Source organism: Kribbella sp. NBC_01505, assembly GCF_045040285.1.
Classification (GTDB): domain Bacteria; phylum Actinomycetota; class Actinomycetes; order Propionibacteriales; family Kribbellaceae; genus Kribbella.
In genome coordinates, this window is record NZ_CP109425.1 from 3,832,023 (window position 1) to 3,849,800 (window position 17,778).

The window sequence follows — 17,778 nt, forward strand, 5'->3', positions numbered from 1 at the left end:
AGTTGTGGACTTAACCCTCCGACCCGTAAGGACCTCCGACAATGACTTTCCCGCAGCGCACCTTGGGCCCGTCCGGCCTCGCCGTCGGCGCCATCGGCTACGGCGCGATGGGATTCGCCCGGCCGTACGGTCAGACCGCGGCGCAGGCCAGTGACGACTCGGCCGACGCGCTCGTCGCCCGTGCCGTCGACCTCGGTGTCACGTTGATCGACACCTCCGACATCTACGGCGACAGCGAGGACCTGATCGGCAAGGCGATCGCCGGCCGCCGGGACCAGGTCGTGCTTGCGACCAAGTTCGGCATCGTCAGCTCCGGGGGGCCGGGCATGAAGCCGGTCGTCAGCGGTCGCCCGGAGTACGTCCGGCAGGCGCTCGAAGCCTCGCTGACCCGGCTCGGCATCGACCATGTCGACCTCTACTACCAGCACCGCGTCGACGCGACCGTGCCGATCGAGGAGACCGTCGGTGCGATGGCCGAGCTCGTTGCTGAGGGCAAGGTTCGGTACCTCGGACTGAGCGAGGCCGCGCCGGACACGGTCCGCCGGGCGCACGCCGTACATCCGATCACCGCCCTGCAGACCGAGTGGTCGCTGTGGTCGCGCGAGATCGAGGACGAGCTGTTCCCGCTCACCCAGGAGCTCGGGATCAGTGTCGTGCCGTACAGCCCGCTCGGTCGCGGGATGCTGGCAGGCAACCTCACCTCGTTCGACGACCTCCCCGAGAACGACTACCGCCGCCAGATGCCGCGGTATGCCCGGGACGCGTTCGACGCCAACCTCGCCGCGGTCAAGACCGTTCGCGAACTCGCGACGGCGTACGAGGCTGCGCCTGGTCAGGTCGCGCTGGCCTGGCTGCTCGCGAAGGCGCCCGACGTCGTACCGATTCCTGGCACGCTGCACGTCTCACGTCTCGAAGAGAACGCCGGAGCCGCCGCGCTCACGCTCAGCGCGGAGGACATTGCTCGCCTCGACGCTCTCCCTGTCATCGGTGGGCGGGAGAACCATCTCGTGGGCGACAACTGGCTCGGTGGGGTCACTCCGCCGCTGAGGTGAGCTCTTGGGTGCCGATCACCGACAGCAGGCGCAGCGCCTCCTCCGAGGGGGTGCCGGGGGTCGCTGTGTAGAGGACGAGTTGCTGGTCCTGCTCGGCGATCAGCAGGGCATCGCAGTTGACGGTGAGCGGGCCGACGACCGGGTGGACGAAGCTCTTGCGGAGGGTCGGTGCGACGGCGACGTCGCGCGCCTCCCAGAGCTCGGTGAACCGAGGGCTGCCCGCCAGCAGTTCCGCGATCAGGTCCTGCACCTCGGGATCATCCGGGTAGCGGGCCGCCGTACGGCGGAAGTAGTTGGTGGCGAGCTCGGGGAAACCGTCGTGGCGGGATGCGCCGAAGACGCGGCCGTCGGCATCGTGTGGGCCGAGGAAGGCGCGGCGCAGCAGGTTGCGGTCGCGCGGTGCGCGCTGCGAGAAGTCCTCGAGCAGGGCGGTCGCGAGGTGGTTCCACGCGATCACCTCGTACGTCGCCGACACCACAAAGGCGACCGTGTTCGGCAGGCGATCGATCAGGTCGAGGATGCTCTGGCGCACGATCTTCGATGGTCCGGGAGGAGTGGCCTGTACGTCGGCCAGCCGGTACAGGTAGTCGCGTTCCGCATCGGTCAGCCGCAGCGCCCGGGCGATCCCGGCCAGCACCTCGCCCGATGGATGCGGTGCGCGGGCCTGCTCCAACCGCGTGTAGTACTCGGTCGAGATGTAGGCCAGCTGGGCGACCTCTTCGCGACGGAGCCCCGGCGTACGGCGTCGTCGGCCGGCGGGCAGGCCGGATTCGGCCGGGGTGATCCGCTCTCGCCGGCTGCGCAGGAAGGACCCGAGCTCCACTTTGTCCACCCCACCAGTGTGCCTCGCGAAGGCCGCACGCCACTGGGACGTGCGGCCGAACCGATCGAGGTCGCTCAGGTTGCCGCCTGGCTGCTCAGCGACCGGTCGTCGTACGTGACCGGGACCGTGCTGCGGGTGGACGGCAGACTAAAGACCTAAGCGCTGTGGACGTGCGGGTTGCGGTCCTCCACCACGTACGTCGCGCGCGTGCTGATCGCCGCGCCCGGCGTCTGCACGAAGGGAACGACGCGGAAGTCGGAACGCCACTGCTTCTGGTCGACGGTGACCCGGACGTACCCGCGCTGGTTGTTGAAGAACTTGAGGTGCGGGTTGGCCGCCAGGAACTGCTTGCCCTGGTCCGTCATGTCGGCGCCGTCACCGCCGCTGGTGATCGACGTACCGACGAACTCGGTGCCGACCGCGGCGGATTCCGGAGCGTCGTAGTCGCGCTTGAGCTCGAGGGCGTAGTTCTGGTGCCGGTCGCCGGTGATGACGACCAGGTTGCGTACCCCGCTGTCCTGGGCGGCGCCGAGCACCTTGTTGCGCTCGGCAACATAACCGTCCCAGGGGTCGGTCCAGACATGCGTCTCCGGGCCGGGCGTCCAGTCGGTCTGGCCCATCGGGGTCTGGTTGCCGATCACCTGCCAGCGGGCGTGCGACCTGCGGAAGCCGTCCAGGAGCCAGGCGCGCTGCTTGCCGCCGAGCATCGTGTTGTCCGGGTTGTAGCGGTCGCCGCAGGTAGAGGAATCGGTGTCGCCGCAGACCTGGTCCGAGCGGTACTGGCGGGTGTCCAGGATGGTGAAGTCGGCGAGTCGCCCGTACGGAAGGCGGCGGTGGTAGCGGATGTCGGGACCGGCCGGCATCTGCTCGTGGCGCAGCGGCATGTTCTCGTAGAGGGCCTGGAAGGCCTGTGCGCGCCGGGCCCGGAAGACGGCCGGATCCTGGTCGGGTTCGGTGTCGACCTGCGAGATGTCGCCGGCCCAGTTGTTCTCGACCTCGTGGTCGTCGAAGGTGTGGATCCACGGGTGCGCTGCATGCGCGGCCTGCAACGGCGCCTCGGACTTGTAGAGCGAGTACTGCAGGCGGTAGCGCGCGAGGTCGAAGGTCTCGGTGTGAAACCGCGGGTCCGTGGTGACGCCGCGCTTGTTCGTCTTCACGCCGGACTCGTACATGTAGTCGCCGAGGTGGACGACCAGGTCGAGGTCTTCGTTCGCCATGTGGTCGTACGCCGTGAAGTACCCGTCCTGCCAGGCGTTGCAGGAGGCGAACGCGAACTTGAGCTGACGCGGCGTGGTGAACGGATGCGGCGTCGTCCGGGTCCGGCCGACCGGAGAGACCTGGTGGCCGGTGCGGAAGCGGTAGTAGTAGACGTGATCCGGCAGTAGCCCGCGCACCTCGGGGTGCACCGAGTGGCCGAGTTCGGGGGTGGCGACCACGCTGGCCCGGCGAACGACGTACCGGAAGTGTTCGTCGAGGGCGACCTCGTACTCGACGCGGACGGGCTTGGCGGGCACGCCGCCCTTGCCGTCGATGGCGAACGGGTCGGTGGCGAGGCGGGTCCAGAGCACGACGCTGTCGTACTGCGGATCGCCCGAACCAACGCCGAGCGTGAACGGATTACCGGCGGCGGCCGGAGCGGCGTACGTGGTCGAGGCGTCCCAGGCGCCGGTGCCGAGCAGTACGGCGGCCGAGCCCGCGCCACCCACGGCGAGGAAGCGGCGGCGTGAAACGGTCATGAAAAATACCTCCTGGACGAGGCGGGTTCAGGGTGAGCCATTTACATTGCTGGGGCGCCTTCACTGTTCTCTCGTCAGGTGTCGGACGTCTGTCGCTGAGGTGAAATCACTGCGCTGGCAGGATGGCGGCATGACCGTACGCCGTGCCGTTCTCGAAGACGTCCCAGCCATCGTCGAGCTCGTCTACGCCCTGGCCGACTACGAACGAGCCCCCGACGAGTGCCACCTCACCGCAGACCAGCTGGAGACCGCCCTCTTCGGCGACACCCCCGCCGTCTTCGCCCATGTGGCGCTGCTGGACGACCGGATCGTCGGCTGCGCCATCTGGTTCCTCAGCTACTCCACCTGGCGCGGCGTCCACGGCATCTACCTGGAAGACCTCTTCGTCCGCCCCGAAGCCCGCGGCACCGGCCTGGGCAAAGCCCTCCTCACCGCCCTCGCCCAAGAGTGCGTCCGCAACAACTACGAACGCCTCGAATGGTCGGTCCTCAACTGGAACACCCCCGCCATCGACTTCTACAAAGCCCTGGGCGCGAACCCCCAAGACGAATGGACCGTCTACCGCCTCACCGACGAACCCCTCGCAAAACTGGGCGCTGCCTAGAAACTCGGTCGCCTGAGTGGGTGGACGAGCACGACACTGGGGAGATGCCGACGCCTAAGCTCACCGAAGACGAGTACCGGAGGACTGTCGAGAGTCTCTCCGGTGTGCGTCTCATGGAGGTGACCTACTACCCGTTTGCAGGCGGTGACGACGGCAACAAGATCGACGACTGGGACTTCGGCGCGTGGCACGAACCCACGATGGGTGTCGGCCTCCGCACCGAGGACGGCACCCGCTACTCAGCAGTGTGGGACTCGAGTTTCGGCGACTACGGTCTGGAGCTCCTCCGGGAGCCCATGTCCAGCCAGCTGCTCAGGATCGGAGAGCCCGGAAGCCCAGCAGAGGTTGCCGTGACAGACCATCCCGCATGGTCTGCGTTCATCGGGGTTCCCCTCGTAGGCGCCGAGATCCTCTGGTCCGACAGCGGCCAAGGACTCCGCGTGCCGACTGCCGTCGAGCTCCGTGCACCCGATTCGACCGCCTGGCTCATCGCCGGCCGCTCCGCCCAGTGGCCCCCAGATGGGCGCTTCTTCCTGGGAACCGACGACGTGATGACGGTCTTCTCCCACGAGTTCGCCAGCACCATCGGCCTCTTCACAGCCACCGAACAAGCCTGACCCACCCCTCACGCCAGGCTCTGACCGCCAAGCCGCGGGAACGCCGCCCGGAGCTGCGCGATCAGCTCGCTGCCGCGGTCCTCGCCGTACGCGCCGATGGCTGTCCAGAGGGTGGAGAGCGCTGCTTGTAGTGGCTCGTCGTAGGCCTTGTGGATGGTGAGCAATGCCTGGATCGGCTCGGGGTGGCTGGTGTCCCAGCCGCCGATGGACACGATCGCCATGTTGCCCTCGGTGCCGAATGTGCCTGGAGGCGGTTGGATGACTTCGTCCTGATCGACGCCGCTGTCCATTCGGTCGAGGGCGGCGGCGACCCACTCCAGCCGATCCAGCCCGGCGGCGACACATGTCTGTCGAGCCGCCCAGCGGGCGACTGCGACGAGGGTGTCGTCGTCCGCCCGATCGAGATCGTCCAGCAACGGCCGATCGAACTTCACCAGGTGGAACGCGATGTAGGTCTCCCGGATCCGATCGCTCGGCAGACTCCCACCCCAAGCCGCCAACTGCTGCTTTCGCTGTTGCTCGGCCGCCCACTCGTCTTGTTGTGCTTGCGCCGCCGCGAGTTGCTCGGCCGTCGGAGGTGGCGGCAAGGTGCTCATCGTGTCGTGCCAGTACGCCGCTTGGGCGCTCGTCGCCTTGACCACCCGATCGGGCCCGGCCGGTGCCGGCCAGAACTGCAGCAGGTACCGATCGACGACCGGTTCGTCATCCTCGGGCGGACTCGCCTGGTGACCGGCGTCCATCCCCCAGCCGCAGTACCGCACGCGATAGTCGGTCTCCGCGAGCCCCAACGGCCACCACCCGCCGTCCCCCGCCCAAGTCATCAGAGACGCTTCCCCCACCGGCCGGTACGACGCCTCGACGATCTCCTCCCAGGTGTCGTCGATCGGTGGTTCCTCGTCGTGTACCTCGACCGCAAACCCCACCTCGCCGGTGTGCAGGCCCGTGATCAGAAACAGGACCCCAGCACTCGCCGCCCCGCACAAGCCGTTCCGCTGCCCCCGAAAGCAATCGTTCATATCCCCAAGGGACGACGTACTTTCCACGTAGATCTGCGCATAGGCAACCCAGGCCCGCTCACTCATCACCGTCCGCACGGTCCCCACCCCTCGCCGTCGTGCCAAGGATCCAAGCACACAACCGGTCTACGACTTGGCGAGGGCCGTGCTGATGATGACGACGATGGTTACCGCGATAGTCACCGCGAGGGCGAAGAGGAGGATGTCCAGCCAGAAGCTCAGTGAGAACACTGTGCGGATTTTCAGCGCCAGCCCCAGGAGCCGGTACGGACGTCGTACCCGGCCCGGGGTTACCTGTGGCTTCGGGGCCGGGGTCTTCAGGGCCGGCCGCTGCGGGGTTGGAGGTCTGAGGAGGGCAGTTGCCGTGAGCTCTGTCCACGCTTGGGGCGTGGCCGGGGTGAGCTCTTCGCCGCAGCGGAGCTGGGCGACGCCTTCCCCGTTGACAGTGAGGGTGATCGCCACGGGTTCGCGACCTCCGGTGCCGGCGACCGCCCTTTCGATCCACCAGCGGTAGCCGGGAGTCACCCTTGTCGTTGGGCCGCCGACATCCGTGGTCACCAGCCTGGTCGCCTGGTAGGTCCGCCAACCTGTCGGCGTCGTCCGACCGATAGCGATGCAACCGGGGGCCCAGCTGCTCGATCTCGTCCCGGAGCACCTCGTAGGCCTCGGTAGCCCGCTGCGCGGCGAGGCGCCAACGGCCGCCGTTGGTGGGCCGGGACGGGTTCTTCTTGTTGCGCCGCGGCTTGGGCATATCTCCGGATGCTAGGGCGGTGTCGTGGCGGCGGGCGGGTGATGGCAGCTCCCGGCCACTACTTGCGGTGCTGTTTGGCGGCGTACATGGCCTTGTCGGCGGTGTGCAGGAGGGTGTCGAGGTCGGGGGAGGTGGGGGTGATGGGGGTGGTGCCGATGGCGGTGGTGACCTTGGTGGTGATGCCTTCGAGGGGACGACTGACGGCGTCCTCCAGGCGGGTGATCAGGGCGGTGAGGGCGATACCTTCGATGTCTTCGGCGAGGATCGCGAACTCGTCGCCGCCCAGGCGGGCCACGGTGTCACCGTGCCGGACGGCGGTGGTGAGGCGCGCGGCGATCTCGCGCAGGGCTCGGTCGCCGGCCTCGTGGCCGTAGCCGTCGTTGACGAGTTTGAAGTGGTTGAGGTCGCAGAAGAGGAGCGCGCCGGGGCGGCCGGAGGAGCGGGTGCGGCCGAGCACCTGGTCGAACCGGCGTTGCAGGAGGCGGCGGTTCGGGAGGCCGGTGAGCGGGTCGTGCGCGGCGTGGTGGCGGAGCTCGCGTTCGGCGTCCTTGCGGGCGGTCACGTCGTCGATCTGGACGAGCAGGATGCGCGGCTGGCCGGTGCTCTCGGCCACGATCGCCGCCGTACCGCCGAGCCAGATCTCGTTGCCGGTCGGTTGGGTGAAGATCCGCTCGAACCGGTACGGCGCTTTGCTGCGGGCGAGCCGAGCCAGCTCCCGACGGGTCTGCTCCGGCTCCTCGTCGCGCAGGAAGTCGCTCGCGGCCGCACCGACGAGCTGCTCGGCGTCGTACCCGGTGATCTGGCAGAAGGCGTCGTTCACCCGCAGGATCCGCCCGCCGCCGGGGCCGTCGAGCGCGACCGTGGCCATCCCGTTCCCGGCGCCTTCGAAGACCATCCGGAACGTCGCCTCGCTCGCCTCCAGGCGGGCCTTCTCGGCGAGCAGTTGGTCGGTCAGCCGGGCCTTGTCGATCGCCAGCCCGGCCTGGGTGGCGAAGATCTCCAGCAGCTCGCGGTGGATCGGCCCGGGCCGCCGCTGGTCCTCCGGCAGATCCACGGACAGCATCCCGACCAGCTCGTTCTCGGACGAGTACAGCGGGGCGAACAGGGCATCGAGCGGGTGCCACGCGTCCGGACCGGCCGCGATCGGTACGTCGGGAACCCACCCGACCACGTCACCCTCGGGCAGCCGCTCGTGCGGCACGAAGCGGAGCCCGCCCCACACGTCGGCGATCGCGAACTCCGCGTCGAAGATGTCGGCGGCACTGATCGTGCCGAGCAGGGCCTCGCGCGCCTCCGGGGACCCGGAGACCGCGATGACCTCGAACTTCCCGTCCGGCTGGCGGAGGTTGAGCACGGCGATGCCGAACCCCAGACCGTCCACCACGCCGTCGACCACAGCCTGCAGGGTCTCGGCCAGGCTGCGCCCGGCGCCCATCCGCGCACTCACCTCGTACAGCCGACGGACCGCGGTCAGTCGAACCGAAGGGTCGTTAAGCACAAGATCGAGAATAGGCGGAAAGCACTGATAGTGAGCACCCGCATCCGGAGGGGAGCGTTCGGGCGTGCCTCATGAGCCCCCGCCTACTGCGCGGACTCAAGAGACACGCCCTAAATCTCGGTCAGCCCGCGGTAGCTGCGCTCCGCCGAGGCCCACGCGTCGGTCGGCTTGTCGTGCTCGACCAGGTACTGCTCGACGCCGCCCGCGGCCGAGTGCTCGAACATCGCACCGAAGTCGAGCTTGCCGGCGCCGACGTCCTCCCAGGACCCGTCCGCGGCCATGTCCTTCACGTGCAGCGCGGGGAAGCGTCCCGGGTGCTCCTGGAAGAGCTTCGCCGGGTCGTGACCGCCGTCGACCGCCCAGTAGAGGTCGAGCTCGAAGCCGAGCAGCTCCGGATCGACGTCGAGCAGGATGTCGTACAGGACCGTCCCGTCGACCTCGTCGAAGTCGTGACCGTGGTTGTGGAACAGCAACTTCAGCCCCGCGTCCCGAGCCTGCTTACCAGCCTCGGTGAACGCGGCGGCCGCCGTACGGAAGCCTTCGATCGAGCGCTGCTCGACCGGGATCGACGGCACGACGATCCACTGACCGCCCAACGTCTGTACGTCGGCGATCGCGCCGGACCAGTTGTCCGCCATCCGCGCGTACCCGACGTGCTCGAGGACGATCCGCAGCCCGGCGTCGTCCGCGAAGCCCCGGATCTCGTCGGCACTGTGGTCGAACCGCCCACTCACGCCGACCGTGCGGTAGCCGATCTCGGCCAGCCGCTTCAGCGTCCCCGGATAGTCCTCCGCCAGCACATCCCGCATGGTGTACAGGTGCATCCCGATACCGTCGGCGGGAATGGTCATACTCAGCTCCTCAGCGTTAGATGACGTGCTCCTGGTAGCGGGCGTACGCCAGGTCGAAGACTTCCTGGCCCGGCGCGTCCCACAGTTCCTGGTTGAAGATCTCGACCTCGATCGGACCGTCGTACCCGGCCGCCTCACAGGCTTCCCGGAGCCGGCGGAGTTCAATCACGCCGTCGCCCATCATGCCGCGGCCGAGCAGGTTGTCGACGGGGAGCGGAACAGTCCAGTCGCTGACCTGGTACGACAGGATCCGGTCGCCGGCGCGCTCGATCTGCCGGTAGATGTCGGCGTCCCACCACAGGTGGTAGGCGTCCACGATCACGCCGACCTGCGTCGCGGGGAACTGCTCGGCGAGGTCGAGCGCACCACCGAGCGAGGAGACCACGCAGCGGTCCGAGGCGAACATCGGGTGCAGGGCCTCGATGGCGAGCTTCACTCCACGTTCTTCGGCGTACGGCGCCAGCTCGGCCAGGCCGTCGCGGATCATCGCGCGGGCGCCGTCGAGATCGCGGGAGCCCGGTGGGAGGCCGCCGCTGACCAGCACGAGGACCGACGTACCGAGGGTTGCCGCCTCGTCGATCGCCCGGCGGTTGTCGTCGATCTTCGCCTGGCGTTCTGCGGGGTCGGTGGCGGTGAAGAAGCCGCCACGGCACAGCGACGAGACCTTCAACCCGGCATCCGCGACCAGCTTGGCGGCCCGCTCCTCGCCGTACTCCTGGATGGGTTCGCGCCAGAGGCCGATCCACTCCAGGCCGGCGTTGGCGCTGGCCTTCACCACATCCTCGAGCGGCCAGTACTTCGTCGTTGCCTGGTTGAGGCTGTAGCGGTTCACGCGTCGACCCCGCCCACTCGCAGCAACTGCCGGAACCGCTCGACGGCCAGCTCAGGATTCGTCAGTACGCCGGCTTGGTCGGCGAGGCGGAAGGTGTCCGCGAGATGCGGCAGCGACCGGCCGGTCTGCAGTCCACCGACCATCGTGAAGCCGGGCTGGTAGCCGTTCAGCCAAGCCAGGAAGGCGATTCCGGTCTTGTAGTAGTAGGTCGGCGCCGAGAAGATCTGCCGCGCGAGCGGGACCGTCGGCGCGAAGACCCGGTTGTAGGTGTCGAGGTCGTTGCCGTCGAGCGCCTTCAGAGCGGCCGCGGCGGCGGGGGCGATCGCCGCGAAGATGCCGAGCAGCGCGTCGCTGTAGCGGTCGCCGTCACCCTGGATCAGCTCGGGATAGTTGAAGTCGTCGCCGGTGTAGAGCCGGACGCCTTCCGGCAGACGCTTGCGCAGGGCAACTTCCTTGTCGGCGTCCAGCAACGAGATCTTGATCCCGTCCACCTTCAACACGTTGTCCTCGATCAGCCCGACCACCACATCAGTGGCAACCTCGACCGAGTCACTACCCCAGTAACCGTCCAGCGCCGGATCGAACATCGACCCCAGCCAATGCAAAATCACCGGCCGCGAAGACTGCGCCAACAGCCGGTCATAGACCTTCCGATAGTCATCAGGCCCGCTCGCCGCCGCACACAGAGCCCGACTAGCCATGAGAATCGGCTGAGCGCCCACATCTTCGGCCACCGCAAGCTGCTCCTCGTACGCCGCAATGACGTCGTCGAGCGCGGCGGGTTGTCCTGCGGCGGGTAGCTGGTCTGTGCCTACTCCCACCGCAATTCGGCCGTCGGGTGCTTCGGCAGCCGACCGACGGATGAGCTCCTGAGTGGATGCCCAGTCGAGCCCCATCCCGCGCTGGGCCGTGTCCATCGCCTCGGCGACCGACAACCCCAACGACCACAGGTGCCGCCGGAAACCCAGCGTGTGCTCCCAGTCGATCACCGCGGGCGCACCCGGCGAGTTGTCACCGAGCGGGTCGGCGACCACATGCGCCGCCGCGAACGCCAGCCGCGAGCTGCTGGGCGAATAGGTGCCCTGGGCAACCGGCGTACCGGTCAAGGTGTAGGGCTCGAGTCGGCCGTCGAGCGGAAGGTTGAGCTGCATCACTTGGACCCGAGGTCGAGCGCCGGCACCTCGAGCTTGCGGCCCTCGCGCCACGACTGCAGGCCGAGCTCGGCGAGCTGCACGCCCTTCGCGCCCTCGACGAAGCCCCAGGGGAATTCGGAGTCGTCGGCGGTGCTGGTGACGTGCCGCAGGAACATCTCCCACTGCACCTTGAAGCCGTTGTCGAAGTTCTCGTTGTCCGGGACCGTTGCCCACTGCTCGCGGAAGTTCTCGGTGGCGGGGATGTCCGGGTTCCAGACCGGCTTCGGGGTCGCGGACCGGTGCTGGACGCGGCAGTTCCGCAGTCCGGCCACGGCGGAGCCCTCGGTCCCGTCGACCTGGAACTCGACCAGCTCGTCGCGGAACACACGCGTGGTCCACGAGGAGTTCAGCTGCGCGACGATGCCGCCTTCCAGCTCGAAGACGCCGTACGCGGCATCATCCGCGGTGGCGGCATACTCGTTGCCCTGCTCGTCCCAGCGGGCCGGAACGTGCGTCGCGCCCTGGCAGTAGACCGACTTGACCTCGCCGAAGATCTGGTCGAGCACATACCGCCAGTGGCAGAACATGTCGACGATGATCCCGCCGCCCTCTTCGGACTTGTAGTTCCACGAGGGCCGCTGCGCTTCCTGCCAGTCGCCCTCGAACACCCAGTAGCCGAACTCGCCGCGCACCGACAGGATCTTCCCGAAGAACCCGCCGTCCACCAGCCGCTTCAGCTTCCGCAGCCCCGGCAGCGACAGCTTGTCCTGGACGACGCCGTTCTTCAGCCCCGAGTCCCGGATCAGCTTCGCCAGGTCGACCGCGGCCTCGAGGCTGTCCGCGATCGGCTTCTCGCAGTAGATCGCCTTCCCGGCCTCGACCGCCGCGCGCACGCCCTTCTCCCGCAACTGCGTGAGCTGGGAGTCGAAGTAGATCTCGACATCCGGCTGCGCCAGCGCCTCGGCGACATCGGTCGTCCAGCGGGTCAGCCCGTAGGTCTCCGCGATCCGCCGCAGCTTCAACTCGTTCCGCCCGACCAGGATCGGATCCGGAATGATCATCGTCCCGTCCGCGGCCGGAATCCCGCCCTGCTCCCGGATCGCCACGATCGAGCGCTCCAGGTGCTGCCGCAGCCCCATCCGGCCGGTGACGCCGTTCATCACGATCCCGATACGTCGCTCGCTCACAGTTCCCCGTGCCTCCCTCACCAACCCTTGGAAAGGGCTTTCCAAGGCGTGTTCCGCAACCATAGGAGAGCTGAAACGACGAGTCAACCCGAAACCGGAAAGCGATATCCCCAAGTCGCCGGTACACACCCGGCAACTCTCAACAGCAACCACCTACCTCGTCATCCCCCCAACCATCCGCTTGGCTCGCCGTGCGCTTCTTGTCGGCCGCCTTCGGCGGTCGAGGTGGGCTGGCCGCCGACAAGGGCTCGGCCGGGGACGTGCGTTGCGGTTGCTCGCCGCGACCGGGCGATCTGAAAGACAGCATGGCTGGGCGCCGCGGTGGCTGAGCCGGATGGCGATGCAGGTTCCCGCGTTTCCGTTGCCTACGGTTGCCGGGCTCTGGTTGCGGTGCGGATACCGGGGGTGTGAACAGGAACTGGTGGGCGTGGACAAGGTGTTACCTGTTTACGGCCTCCGCCGGGTGTGCGCACCCCCGGGTTGTGGCCGACCCGCTATTTGCCTGGCCCGCCCATCAAATGGGGTCGCCGCGTGCCGTCGTACCGGGCGGGGGGGGGGCAGGAGGGTGGCCAGGACCGCGGTGCCGAAGAAATCCTCGACCAGGTCTTCCTCCCCTGGTGCTGCCGCGCTAGATCGCTTACCCACAAGGCTTGTCGGCTACCCGTGCGTGTGGCACTCTCGGCGAGTGCGGGAAGGGTAGAGCAGGCGGCCTTGGGCTGACCGAGCGGGTGGTGGAGTTTGCTCCTGGGTGTTTTGGCGGCGGGGCGACGGTTGTTGCGGTGCGGCCGTTGCATGGGGAGCAGGGGCCGTGGTGGGTGACGGTCGCGGTGCGTGGCTCTCGGGTTGAGGTGGTTTTGCGGGCGGTGACTCCGCGGGTTGATGCCGCGATGATCGCGACTGGGGTTGCGGCGTTGCAGGTTGCTGAGGAGTACGGCGTGGCCGCGCCGCGGTTGCTGGGGGTGGACCTTGACCTGCCGGCGTCGGTGGAGACGGTGGTGGGGAGTACGACGTGGCCCGCACCGCCTGAGCCTGAAAGGGTCCACCGAGCGTTGGAGCGGGTGCACGTGCCGTTGGAGCCTCGGCCTGGGTTGCCGCTGCGGACCAGGCCCATCGCGGTGGACGACTTCGCGCGGGATCGGCGAGTAGGCACGATGAGTACGACGCCACTCCTGCGGCTGGCGGATGACGTCGTACAAGGGATGGAGCCGCCGCCCGGACCGACCGTGTTTCTGCATGGCGACGTCTGGCCGGGCAACGTGGCGTGGGTCGGCAACGAGTGTGTGCTGATCGACTGGAAGACGGCCGGCGTCGGCGACCCCGGCGTCGACTTCGGCGAGCTGCGCAAACAGATGGCGATCACGTATGGCCTGAAACCGGCTGGTGGGAGTGCGTACTGGGATGTGGTGGCTGCGCTCAACACGCCGACGGTGTTGTGGGCGGCGGAGGCTACGGAGCGGCGCGATGGGTTTCTGCGGGATGCGCTCGGCCGGCTGGGGGTGCGGGTGTGATGTGCTGGTGGGGTGACGGATTTGGACGAGCAGCGGGAGGTCTACCGGACGCTGGATCTGGCGTTGCGGATTGGTGAGGTGTTGTTGTCGAGTGGGGCCGGTACGGCGGATGCGACGGCGACGATTCTGGGGGTGACGGCGGCCGGGAGTTTGCGGGGGTGTGAGGTCGACATCACCTTCACGTCGATCGCGATCTCGTACCAGGCGTCGCCGGATACCGCGCCCGAGACGCATATGCGCGTCGTCCGGTATCGCTCGCAGGACTTCTCCCGGCTGACCGAGGTCGATCGCCTGGTACGCCGGTACTCGCGCGGCGAGGTTACCCGTGATGAGGCGAGCCGCGAGCTGGCCCGCTTGACGTCCGCGGGGCCGCCGTACCCGCGGTGGACCGCGGTTGTTGCGTGGGGCGTGATGGCGGGTGGCGCGACGCTGCTGCTCGGTGGTGGCTGGCTGATCACGCTGGTGGCGGTCGTCACGGCGATCGTGATCGATCTGAGCAACCGGTGGTTCAACCGGCAGCGGTTGCCCGCGTTCTATCAGCAGGTGGCTGGGGCGTTCGTGGCAATGGCGGTCGCGCTGGTGTTGTACGCCGTCCACGCACCGGTGGAACCGTCGCTAGTAGTTGCCGCAGGCATCATCATGTTGCTGGCCGGGATCGCCTTGACCGGTGCGGTTCAGGACGCGATCACCGGGTACTACGTGACCGCGGCCGCGCGCAGTCTGGAGGCGATGCTGCTGACCGGCGGCATCATCGCGGGCGTGAGTCTCGGGCTCGCGATCGGGATCAAGATGGGCTTCCATGTCGGCATCGAGGCGCAGACGATCCAGCTCTCCAACCTGCCGATCATGACCGGCGCCGGCGCGCTGATGGCGGTCGCGTTCGCCTACGCGTCGTACGCGCCGCTGCGGGCGTTGCTACCGGTCGCGGTGATCGGCGCCGCGGGGTCGCTGGTGTTCACGTTGATGACGCGGGCCGAGTTCGGGTCGGCGTGGGCGACGGCGACCGCGGCGTTCGCGGTCGGTCTCGGCAGCTACTCGCTCGGCCGCAGATCCGGCGTACCGCCGCTGGTCGTGGTGGTGTCCGGCACGGTTCCGTTGCTGCCCGGACTGACCATCTACAAGGGCCTGTACGAGCTGACCGCGCTCGGCAACCTGATCGGGATCGTCAGCCTGGCCACGGCGGTCGCGATCTCGATCGCCATCGCGTCCGGCGTGATCCTCGGTGAGTACGTCGCCCAGCCGATCCGCCGCGAGGCCCGCCGACTCGAGGACCGCCTGGCCGGCCCGCGCCTGATCGGCCCCCGCCGCCCGGTCCGCCGCCGCGACCGCCCCTCCCGCCGCAGCCGTCGCCAGGTGCACTAAAGACAGGTGGTGTCGCCGGATCGGGTGCCGCGCCCGCTCGGCTCACGCGTGCGGAGGGGTATACGCAGACGGATATGTCCTGTCGGTAGCCCCTGAAAGGATGGCGAGCATGCTGCATATCACCGACGCTGAGCGTCGCCGCCGGCTGGCGATGAGACATGGGCTAGTACGGCGGTTCGCGACGATCGAGGAGGCGGTGCGGGGGATGACCGTGCTGCACGCGACCGAGGCGGCGACGGTCCACCTGTCGTTGTGGGCGCGCGTGGCGGGCGTGACCGTCAGCGACATCGAGCGGCTCCTGTACGACGAGCGCAGCGTGGTGAAGCAGTTGGCGATGCGGCGCACGCTGTTCGTGTTCCCGCGCGACCTCCTGCCGGCCGCGCTGGGCAGTGCGTCGCAGCGGGTCGCGAAACAGCAGCGCGGGGCGTTGACCAAGGACCTGATCGCCAGCGGGCTCAGCGAGCCCGAAGGCTGGATCGCCGAGACCGCGGCCAACGTGCTGGAGTTGCTCGCGGACGGAAAGTCGCGGACCACGAGCGAGATCCGCGACCACGTCCCGGCGCTCGGCCGGATGCGTCCGTCCGGGCCCGGCGAGCTGCCGGTCGGGCCGGTCGTGATGGCGCTGCTGAGTGCCGAAGGACGCGTGCTGCGCGGCATCAACGCCGGGCACTGGCGACTCAACAAACCCGCCTGGACGTCCGCCGAGCACTGGCTCGGCAGCACGCCAGAACCGCTGGAGGAGGCCGAGGGGTATGCCGAGCTCGTCCGCCGCTGGCTCGGGACCTTCGGCCCCGGGACCGAGGCCGACATCGTCTGGTGGCTGGGCGCGACCAAGTCCGCAGTACGCCGGGCGCTCGCGGACCTCGAGGCGGTTGAGGTCAAGCTGGACCAAGGCACCGGCTGGGTGCTGCCGGACGACACCCACTCTCCAGCAGAGGTCGAGCCCTGGGCGGCGCTCCTCCCGTCCCTCGATCCGACCGTGATGGGCTGGAAGGAGCGCGACTTCTACCTCGATCCGGCCGACAAGCCGTTCCTGTTCGACACCAACGGCAATGCCGGCAACACCGCCTGGTGGGACGGGCGGATCGTCGGGTGCTGGCTGCAGGATGACAAAGACCCGGCCGCGCCGGTCCGCCTCGTGATCCACGAAGACGTTGGCAAGGCAGCACGCCAAGCCCTCGACGCCGAGGCGGACCTGCTCACCGAGTGGCTCGACGGTGTCCGCATCACCAACGTCTACGCCTCACCGCAGATGCGCGGTATGCGCCTGCCCTAACGCTCCTCCAGTACGACGTCATCCACCTGCAGCCACACATCCTGACCGTGCCCGAAGAACCCGGCGTACAGCTGGATCAGCGACTCGCGCCCGGAGTCGAAGTCGACACTGACCTTCGTGTACGCCGGATGCGCGCCGCCGACCTGTTGCGCGATGGTCCGGCCCCGCAGGCTCCGCACACCGAGCACCGTCTCGGAGTTGTTCTCCGCGGTCCGGATCCACGCGGTCAGGCGATACCGGTGATAGGGGCGCACGGCAACGTTCTGCTGAACGGCGTGCGCTCCGATCGAGTCCCGGAGGTAGGCGTTGTTGGCCCCCGAGTGGCCCAGCCCTGAGCGATCGATCCCTCCACGACCGTTCAGTTGCCACGGCGCGGACGGCGTACCGCTGGTCTGCGCCTCGAAGCCGGGATCCGTGACCAGGTTGGTGACCTGGCCGTCATTGGTGAGCTTGGTGTGCATCAGGAACACGTTGTACGGATCCCACTGCGACATCGTGAAATACAAGTCCGACCCGGACGACCAAGGATGCATGTAGGTCCCGTAGAGACCAGGGAAGTCGGTGCCTCGGACAACTACCTGCTCACCGCTCCAAGGTCCGGTCAACGACGAGGCGGACCGCAGTACGACGGATGCCCGCTGCTCGTCGAGGTACATCATCAACCACTTGCCCAGGTGGGCGTTCCATTGCACCGACACCTCGGAGATCGGCCCGGCCGCGATCGGTACGGCGGAACGCTCCGCCCCCGACCAGGTCCGTCCGTCCCAGTACCGCCAGGCCCGCTTGTCCAGTACCTGCTTCTCGGGAACCCGGGCCAGGTACGCGTTCCCGAACCGCCCGTTCGGCGTACCGATCATGTACACGTACCCAGCGGACCGCACCAGGGCGACCATCTGGAAGTTGTTGTCCCATGAGGACGTGTTCTGCCAGCGCGCGGTCGGCGACTTCGTCCAGTTCGCGCCGTTGTCGTCGGAGTAGGCGAAACCGGAGTAGTTCGTGAACCACGATCCGGCCGGGCCCCAGTAGTTGACCGACATGTACTGCACGTACTGGCGCTTCCCGACCGAGATCCCGCCGGTCGGGATCACGGTGTGCTCGTCGCGATCGATCTTCTTGCAGCCCAGGAACTCCTTGGCGTGCCCGGGCCGATCCTCGGCGGCCGAATCCAGCGTCATCCCGTCGGCCAGATTCCGGTCCTTGCTGCGGAGCAACAGGTTGCACCGCCAGTCGATGGTGGCCGGATCGCCCGCACCACCACCGGGACCGGTCCAGCCACTGCCGTAACTGTCACCGAACGCGGTCAGGATCTCGCCGGATCCGTTGTCCCACAGGATTCCGAGGTCCGTCGCCTTCAATCCGAACCGGGCCTCGGTGTCGTTGATCGACTGCGGACCGGTCAACTTGGCGACCCGCTCGGCCGGCGACGGCACCGGAGCCGCCTGAGCAGCGGGCCCGGTGCGCGCGGCGGGCACGAGGGCCGCTCCGATCAGCACCGGAAGGATCAACAACCATCGGTTCCGCATCCGAATCTC

At 68.3% G+C, this 17,778-nt stretch carries 17 protein-coding genes; 7 read left to right on the forward strand and 10 right to left on the reverse strand.

Annotated features, from left to right (window positions below):
- Nucleotides 1-41 precede the first annotated feature (41 nt).
- Nucleotides 42-1,052, forward strand: a complete 1,011-nt coding sequence (locus OG474_RS18205) for an aldo/keto reductase (RefSeq protein WP_405063510.1) — start codon at nt 42-44, stop codon at nt 1,050-1,052.
- Here OG474_RS18205 and OG474_RS18210 read toward each other — a convergent pair.
- Entirely contained in the window at nt 1,033-1,884 is an 852-nt protein-coding gene (locus tag OG474_RS18210) for a helix-turn-helix transcriptional regulator (RefSeq protein ID WP_405063511.1), read from the reverse strand. The genes OG474_RS18205 and OG474_RS18210 overlap by 20 nt on opposite strands.
- Nucleotides 1,885-1,893: 9 nt before the next feature.
- Here OG474_RS18210 and OG474_RS18215 point away from each other — a divergent pair, with 9 nt between their 5' ends.
- Nucleotides 1,894-2,034, forward strand: a complete 141-nt coding sequence (locus tag OG474_RS18215; RefSeq protein ID WP_405063512.1) for an SDR family oxidoreductase — start codon at nt 1,894-1,896, stop codon at nt 2,032-2,034.
- On the opposite strand, the gene OG474_RS18220 is transcribed toward OG474_RS18215, so the two are convergent.
- Nucleotides 2,031-3,611, reverse strand: a complete 1,581-nt coding sequence (locus OG474_RS18220) for an alkaline phosphatase D family protein (RefSeq protein ID WP_405063513.1) — start codon at nt 3,609-3,611, stop codon at nt 2,031-2,033. The genes OG474_RS18215 and OG474_RS18220 overlap by 4 nt on opposite strands.
- A gap of 130 nt (nt 3,612-3,741) precedes the next feature.
- Between OG474_RS18220 and OG474_RS18225 the strand changes: the two genes are divergently transcribed.
- Together OG474_RS18225 and OG474_RS18230 are read left to right on the forward strand one after the other, a co-directional pair.
- A complete protein-coding gene (locus OG474_RS18225) occupies nt 3,742-4,215 on the forward strand; it encodes a GNAT family N-acetyltransferase (RefSeq protein WP_405063514.1) in 474 nt (157 codons plus the stop codon).
- A 20-nt stretch (nt 4,216-4,235) separates the two neighbouring features.
- On the forward strand, nt 4,236-4,832 hold the full coding sequence (locus OG474_RS18230; protein ID WP_405063515.1) for a hypothetical protein: 597 nt from the start codon (nt 4,236-4,238) through the stop codon (nt 4,830-4,832).
- Between the two features lie 8 nt (nt 4,833-4,840).
- Here the strand turns inward: OG474_RS18230 and OG474_RS18235 are convergent, their stop codons facing one another.
- The 7 genes from OG474_RS18235 to OG474_RS18265 all read right to left on the reverse strand — a co-directional run bounded on the left by OG474_RS18235 (nt 4,841) and on the right by OG474_RS18265 (nt 12,100).
- Nucleotides 4,841-5,926 (reverse strand): hypothetical protein, encoded by a 1,086-nt coding sequence (locus OG474_RS18235; protein ID WP_405063516.1) that lies wholly within the window; start codon nt 5,924-5,926, stop codon nt 4,841-4,843.
- 48 nt (nt 5,927-5,974) lie between these two features.
- Complete coding sequence (locus OG474_RS18240) at nt 5,975-6,310, reverse strand: hypothetical protein (RefSeq protein WP_405063517.1); 336 nt, start codon at nt 6,308-6,310, stop codon at nt 5,975-5,977.
- Between the two features lie 347 nt (nt 6,311-6,657).
- Nucleotides 6,658-8,097 carry a diguanylate cyclase domain-containing protein gene (locus OG474_RS18245; protein WP_405063518.1) on the reverse strand — a complete coding sequence of 480 codons (1,440 nt, stop codon included), beginning with the start codon at nt 8,095-8,097 and terminating at the stop codon, nt 6,658-6,660.
- Nucleotides 8,098-8,207: 110 nt separating this feature from the next.
- Nucleotides 8,208-8,948: a sugar phosphate isomerase/epimerase family protein gene (locus OG474_RS18250; RefSeq protein ID WP_405063519.1), complete on the reverse strand. Its 741-nt coding sequence runs from the start codon at nt 8,946-8,948 to the stop codon at nt 8,208-8,210.
- 16 nt (nt 8,949-8,964) lie between these two features.
- Entirely contained in the window at nt 8,965-9,780 is an 816-nt protein-coding gene (locus tag OG474_RS18255; RefSeq protein ID WP_405063520.1) for a sugar phosphate isomerase/epimerase family protein, read from the reverse strand.
- Nucleotides 9,777-10,931, reverse strand: coding sequence for a dihydrodipicolinate synthase family protein (locus OG474_RS18260; protein WP_405063521.1), 1,155 nt, complete (start codon nt 10,929-10,931; stop codon nt 9,777-9,779). Before OG474_RS18260 ends, OG474_RS18255 begins: the two co-directional genes overlap by 4 nt.
- Nucleotides 10,931-12,100 carry a Gfo/Idh/MocA family protein gene (locus tag OG474_RS18265; protein ID WP_405063522.1) on the reverse strand — a complete coding sequence of 390 codons (1,170 nt, stop codon included), beginning with the start codon at nt 12,098-12,100 and terminating at the stop codon, nt 10,931-10,933. Before OG474_RS18265 ends, OG474_RS18260 begins: the two co-directional genes overlap by 1 nt.
- A gap of 779 nt (nt 12,101-12,879) precedes the next feature.
- Here OG474_RS18265 and OG474_RS18270 point away from each other — a divergent pair.
- From OG474_RS18270 to OG474_RS18280, 3 genes are all read left to right on the forward strand, one after another.
- Nucleotides 12,880-13,608, forward strand: a complete 729-nt coding sequence (locus OG474_RS18270; RefSeq protein WP_405063523.1) for a phosphotransferase — start codon at nt 12,880-12,882, stop codon at nt 13,606-13,608.
- A 12-nt stretch (nt 13,609-13,620) separates the two neighbouring features.
- Nucleotides 13,621-14,970, forward strand: a complete 1,350-nt coding sequence (locus OG474_RS18275) for a threonine/serine exporter ThrE family protein (protein WP_405063524.1) — start codon at nt 13,621-13,623, stop codon at nt 14,968-14,970.
- 109 nt (nt 14,971-15,079) lie between these two features.
- Nucleotides 15,080-16,246: a winged helix DNA-binding domain-containing protein gene (locus tag OG474_RS18280; protein WP_405063525.1), complete on the forward strand. Its 1,167-nt coding sequence runs from the start codon at nt 15,080-15,082 to the stop codon at nt 16,244-16,246.
- On the opposite strand, the gene OG474_RS18285 is transcribed toward OG474_RS18280, so the two are convergent.
- On the reverse strand, nt 16,243-17,769 hold the full coding sequence (locus tag OG474_RS18285; RefSeq protein ID WP_405063526.1) for a DUF4185 domain-containing protein: 1,527 nt from the start codon (nt 17,767-17,769) through the stop codon (nt 16,243-16,245). The genes OG474_RS18280 and OG474_RS18285 overlap by 4 nt on opposite strands.
- Between the last annotated feature and the right edge of the window lie 9 nt (nt 17,770-17,778).

What these genes read in the sequence shown, in the direction of transcription:
- OG474_RS18205 (WP_405063510.1), top strand. Translation starts at nt 42, where the DNA reads ATGACTTTCCCGCAGCGCACCTTGGGCCCGTCCGGCCTCGCCGTCGGC.
- OG474_RS18220 (WP_405063513.1), bottom strand. Translation starts at nt 3,611, where the DNA reads ATGACCGTTTCACGCCGCCGCTTCCTCGCCGTGGGTGGCGCGGGCTCG.
- OG474_RS18225 (WP_405063514.1), top strand. Translation starts at nt 3,742, where the DNA reads ATGACCGTACGCCGTGCCGTTCTCGAAGACGTCCCAGCCATCGTCGAG.
- OG474_RS18250 (WP_405063519.1), bottom strand. Translation starts at nt 8,948, where the DNA reads ATGACCATTCCCGCCGACGGTATCGGGATGCACCTGTACACCATGCGG.
- OG474_RS18260 (WP_405063521.1), bottom strand. Translation starts at nt 10,931, where the DNA reads ATGCAGCTCAACCTTCCGCTCGACGGCCGACTCGAGCCCTACACCTTG.
- OG474_RS18280 (WP_405063525.1), top strand. Translation starts at nt 15,080, where the DNA reads ATGCTGCATATCACCGACGCTGAGCGTCGCCGCCGGCTGGCGATGAGA.
- OG474_RS18285 (WP_405063526.1), bottom strand. Translation starts at nt 17,769, where the DNA reads ATGCGGAACCGATGGTTGTTGATCCTTCCGGTGCTGATCGGAGCGGCC.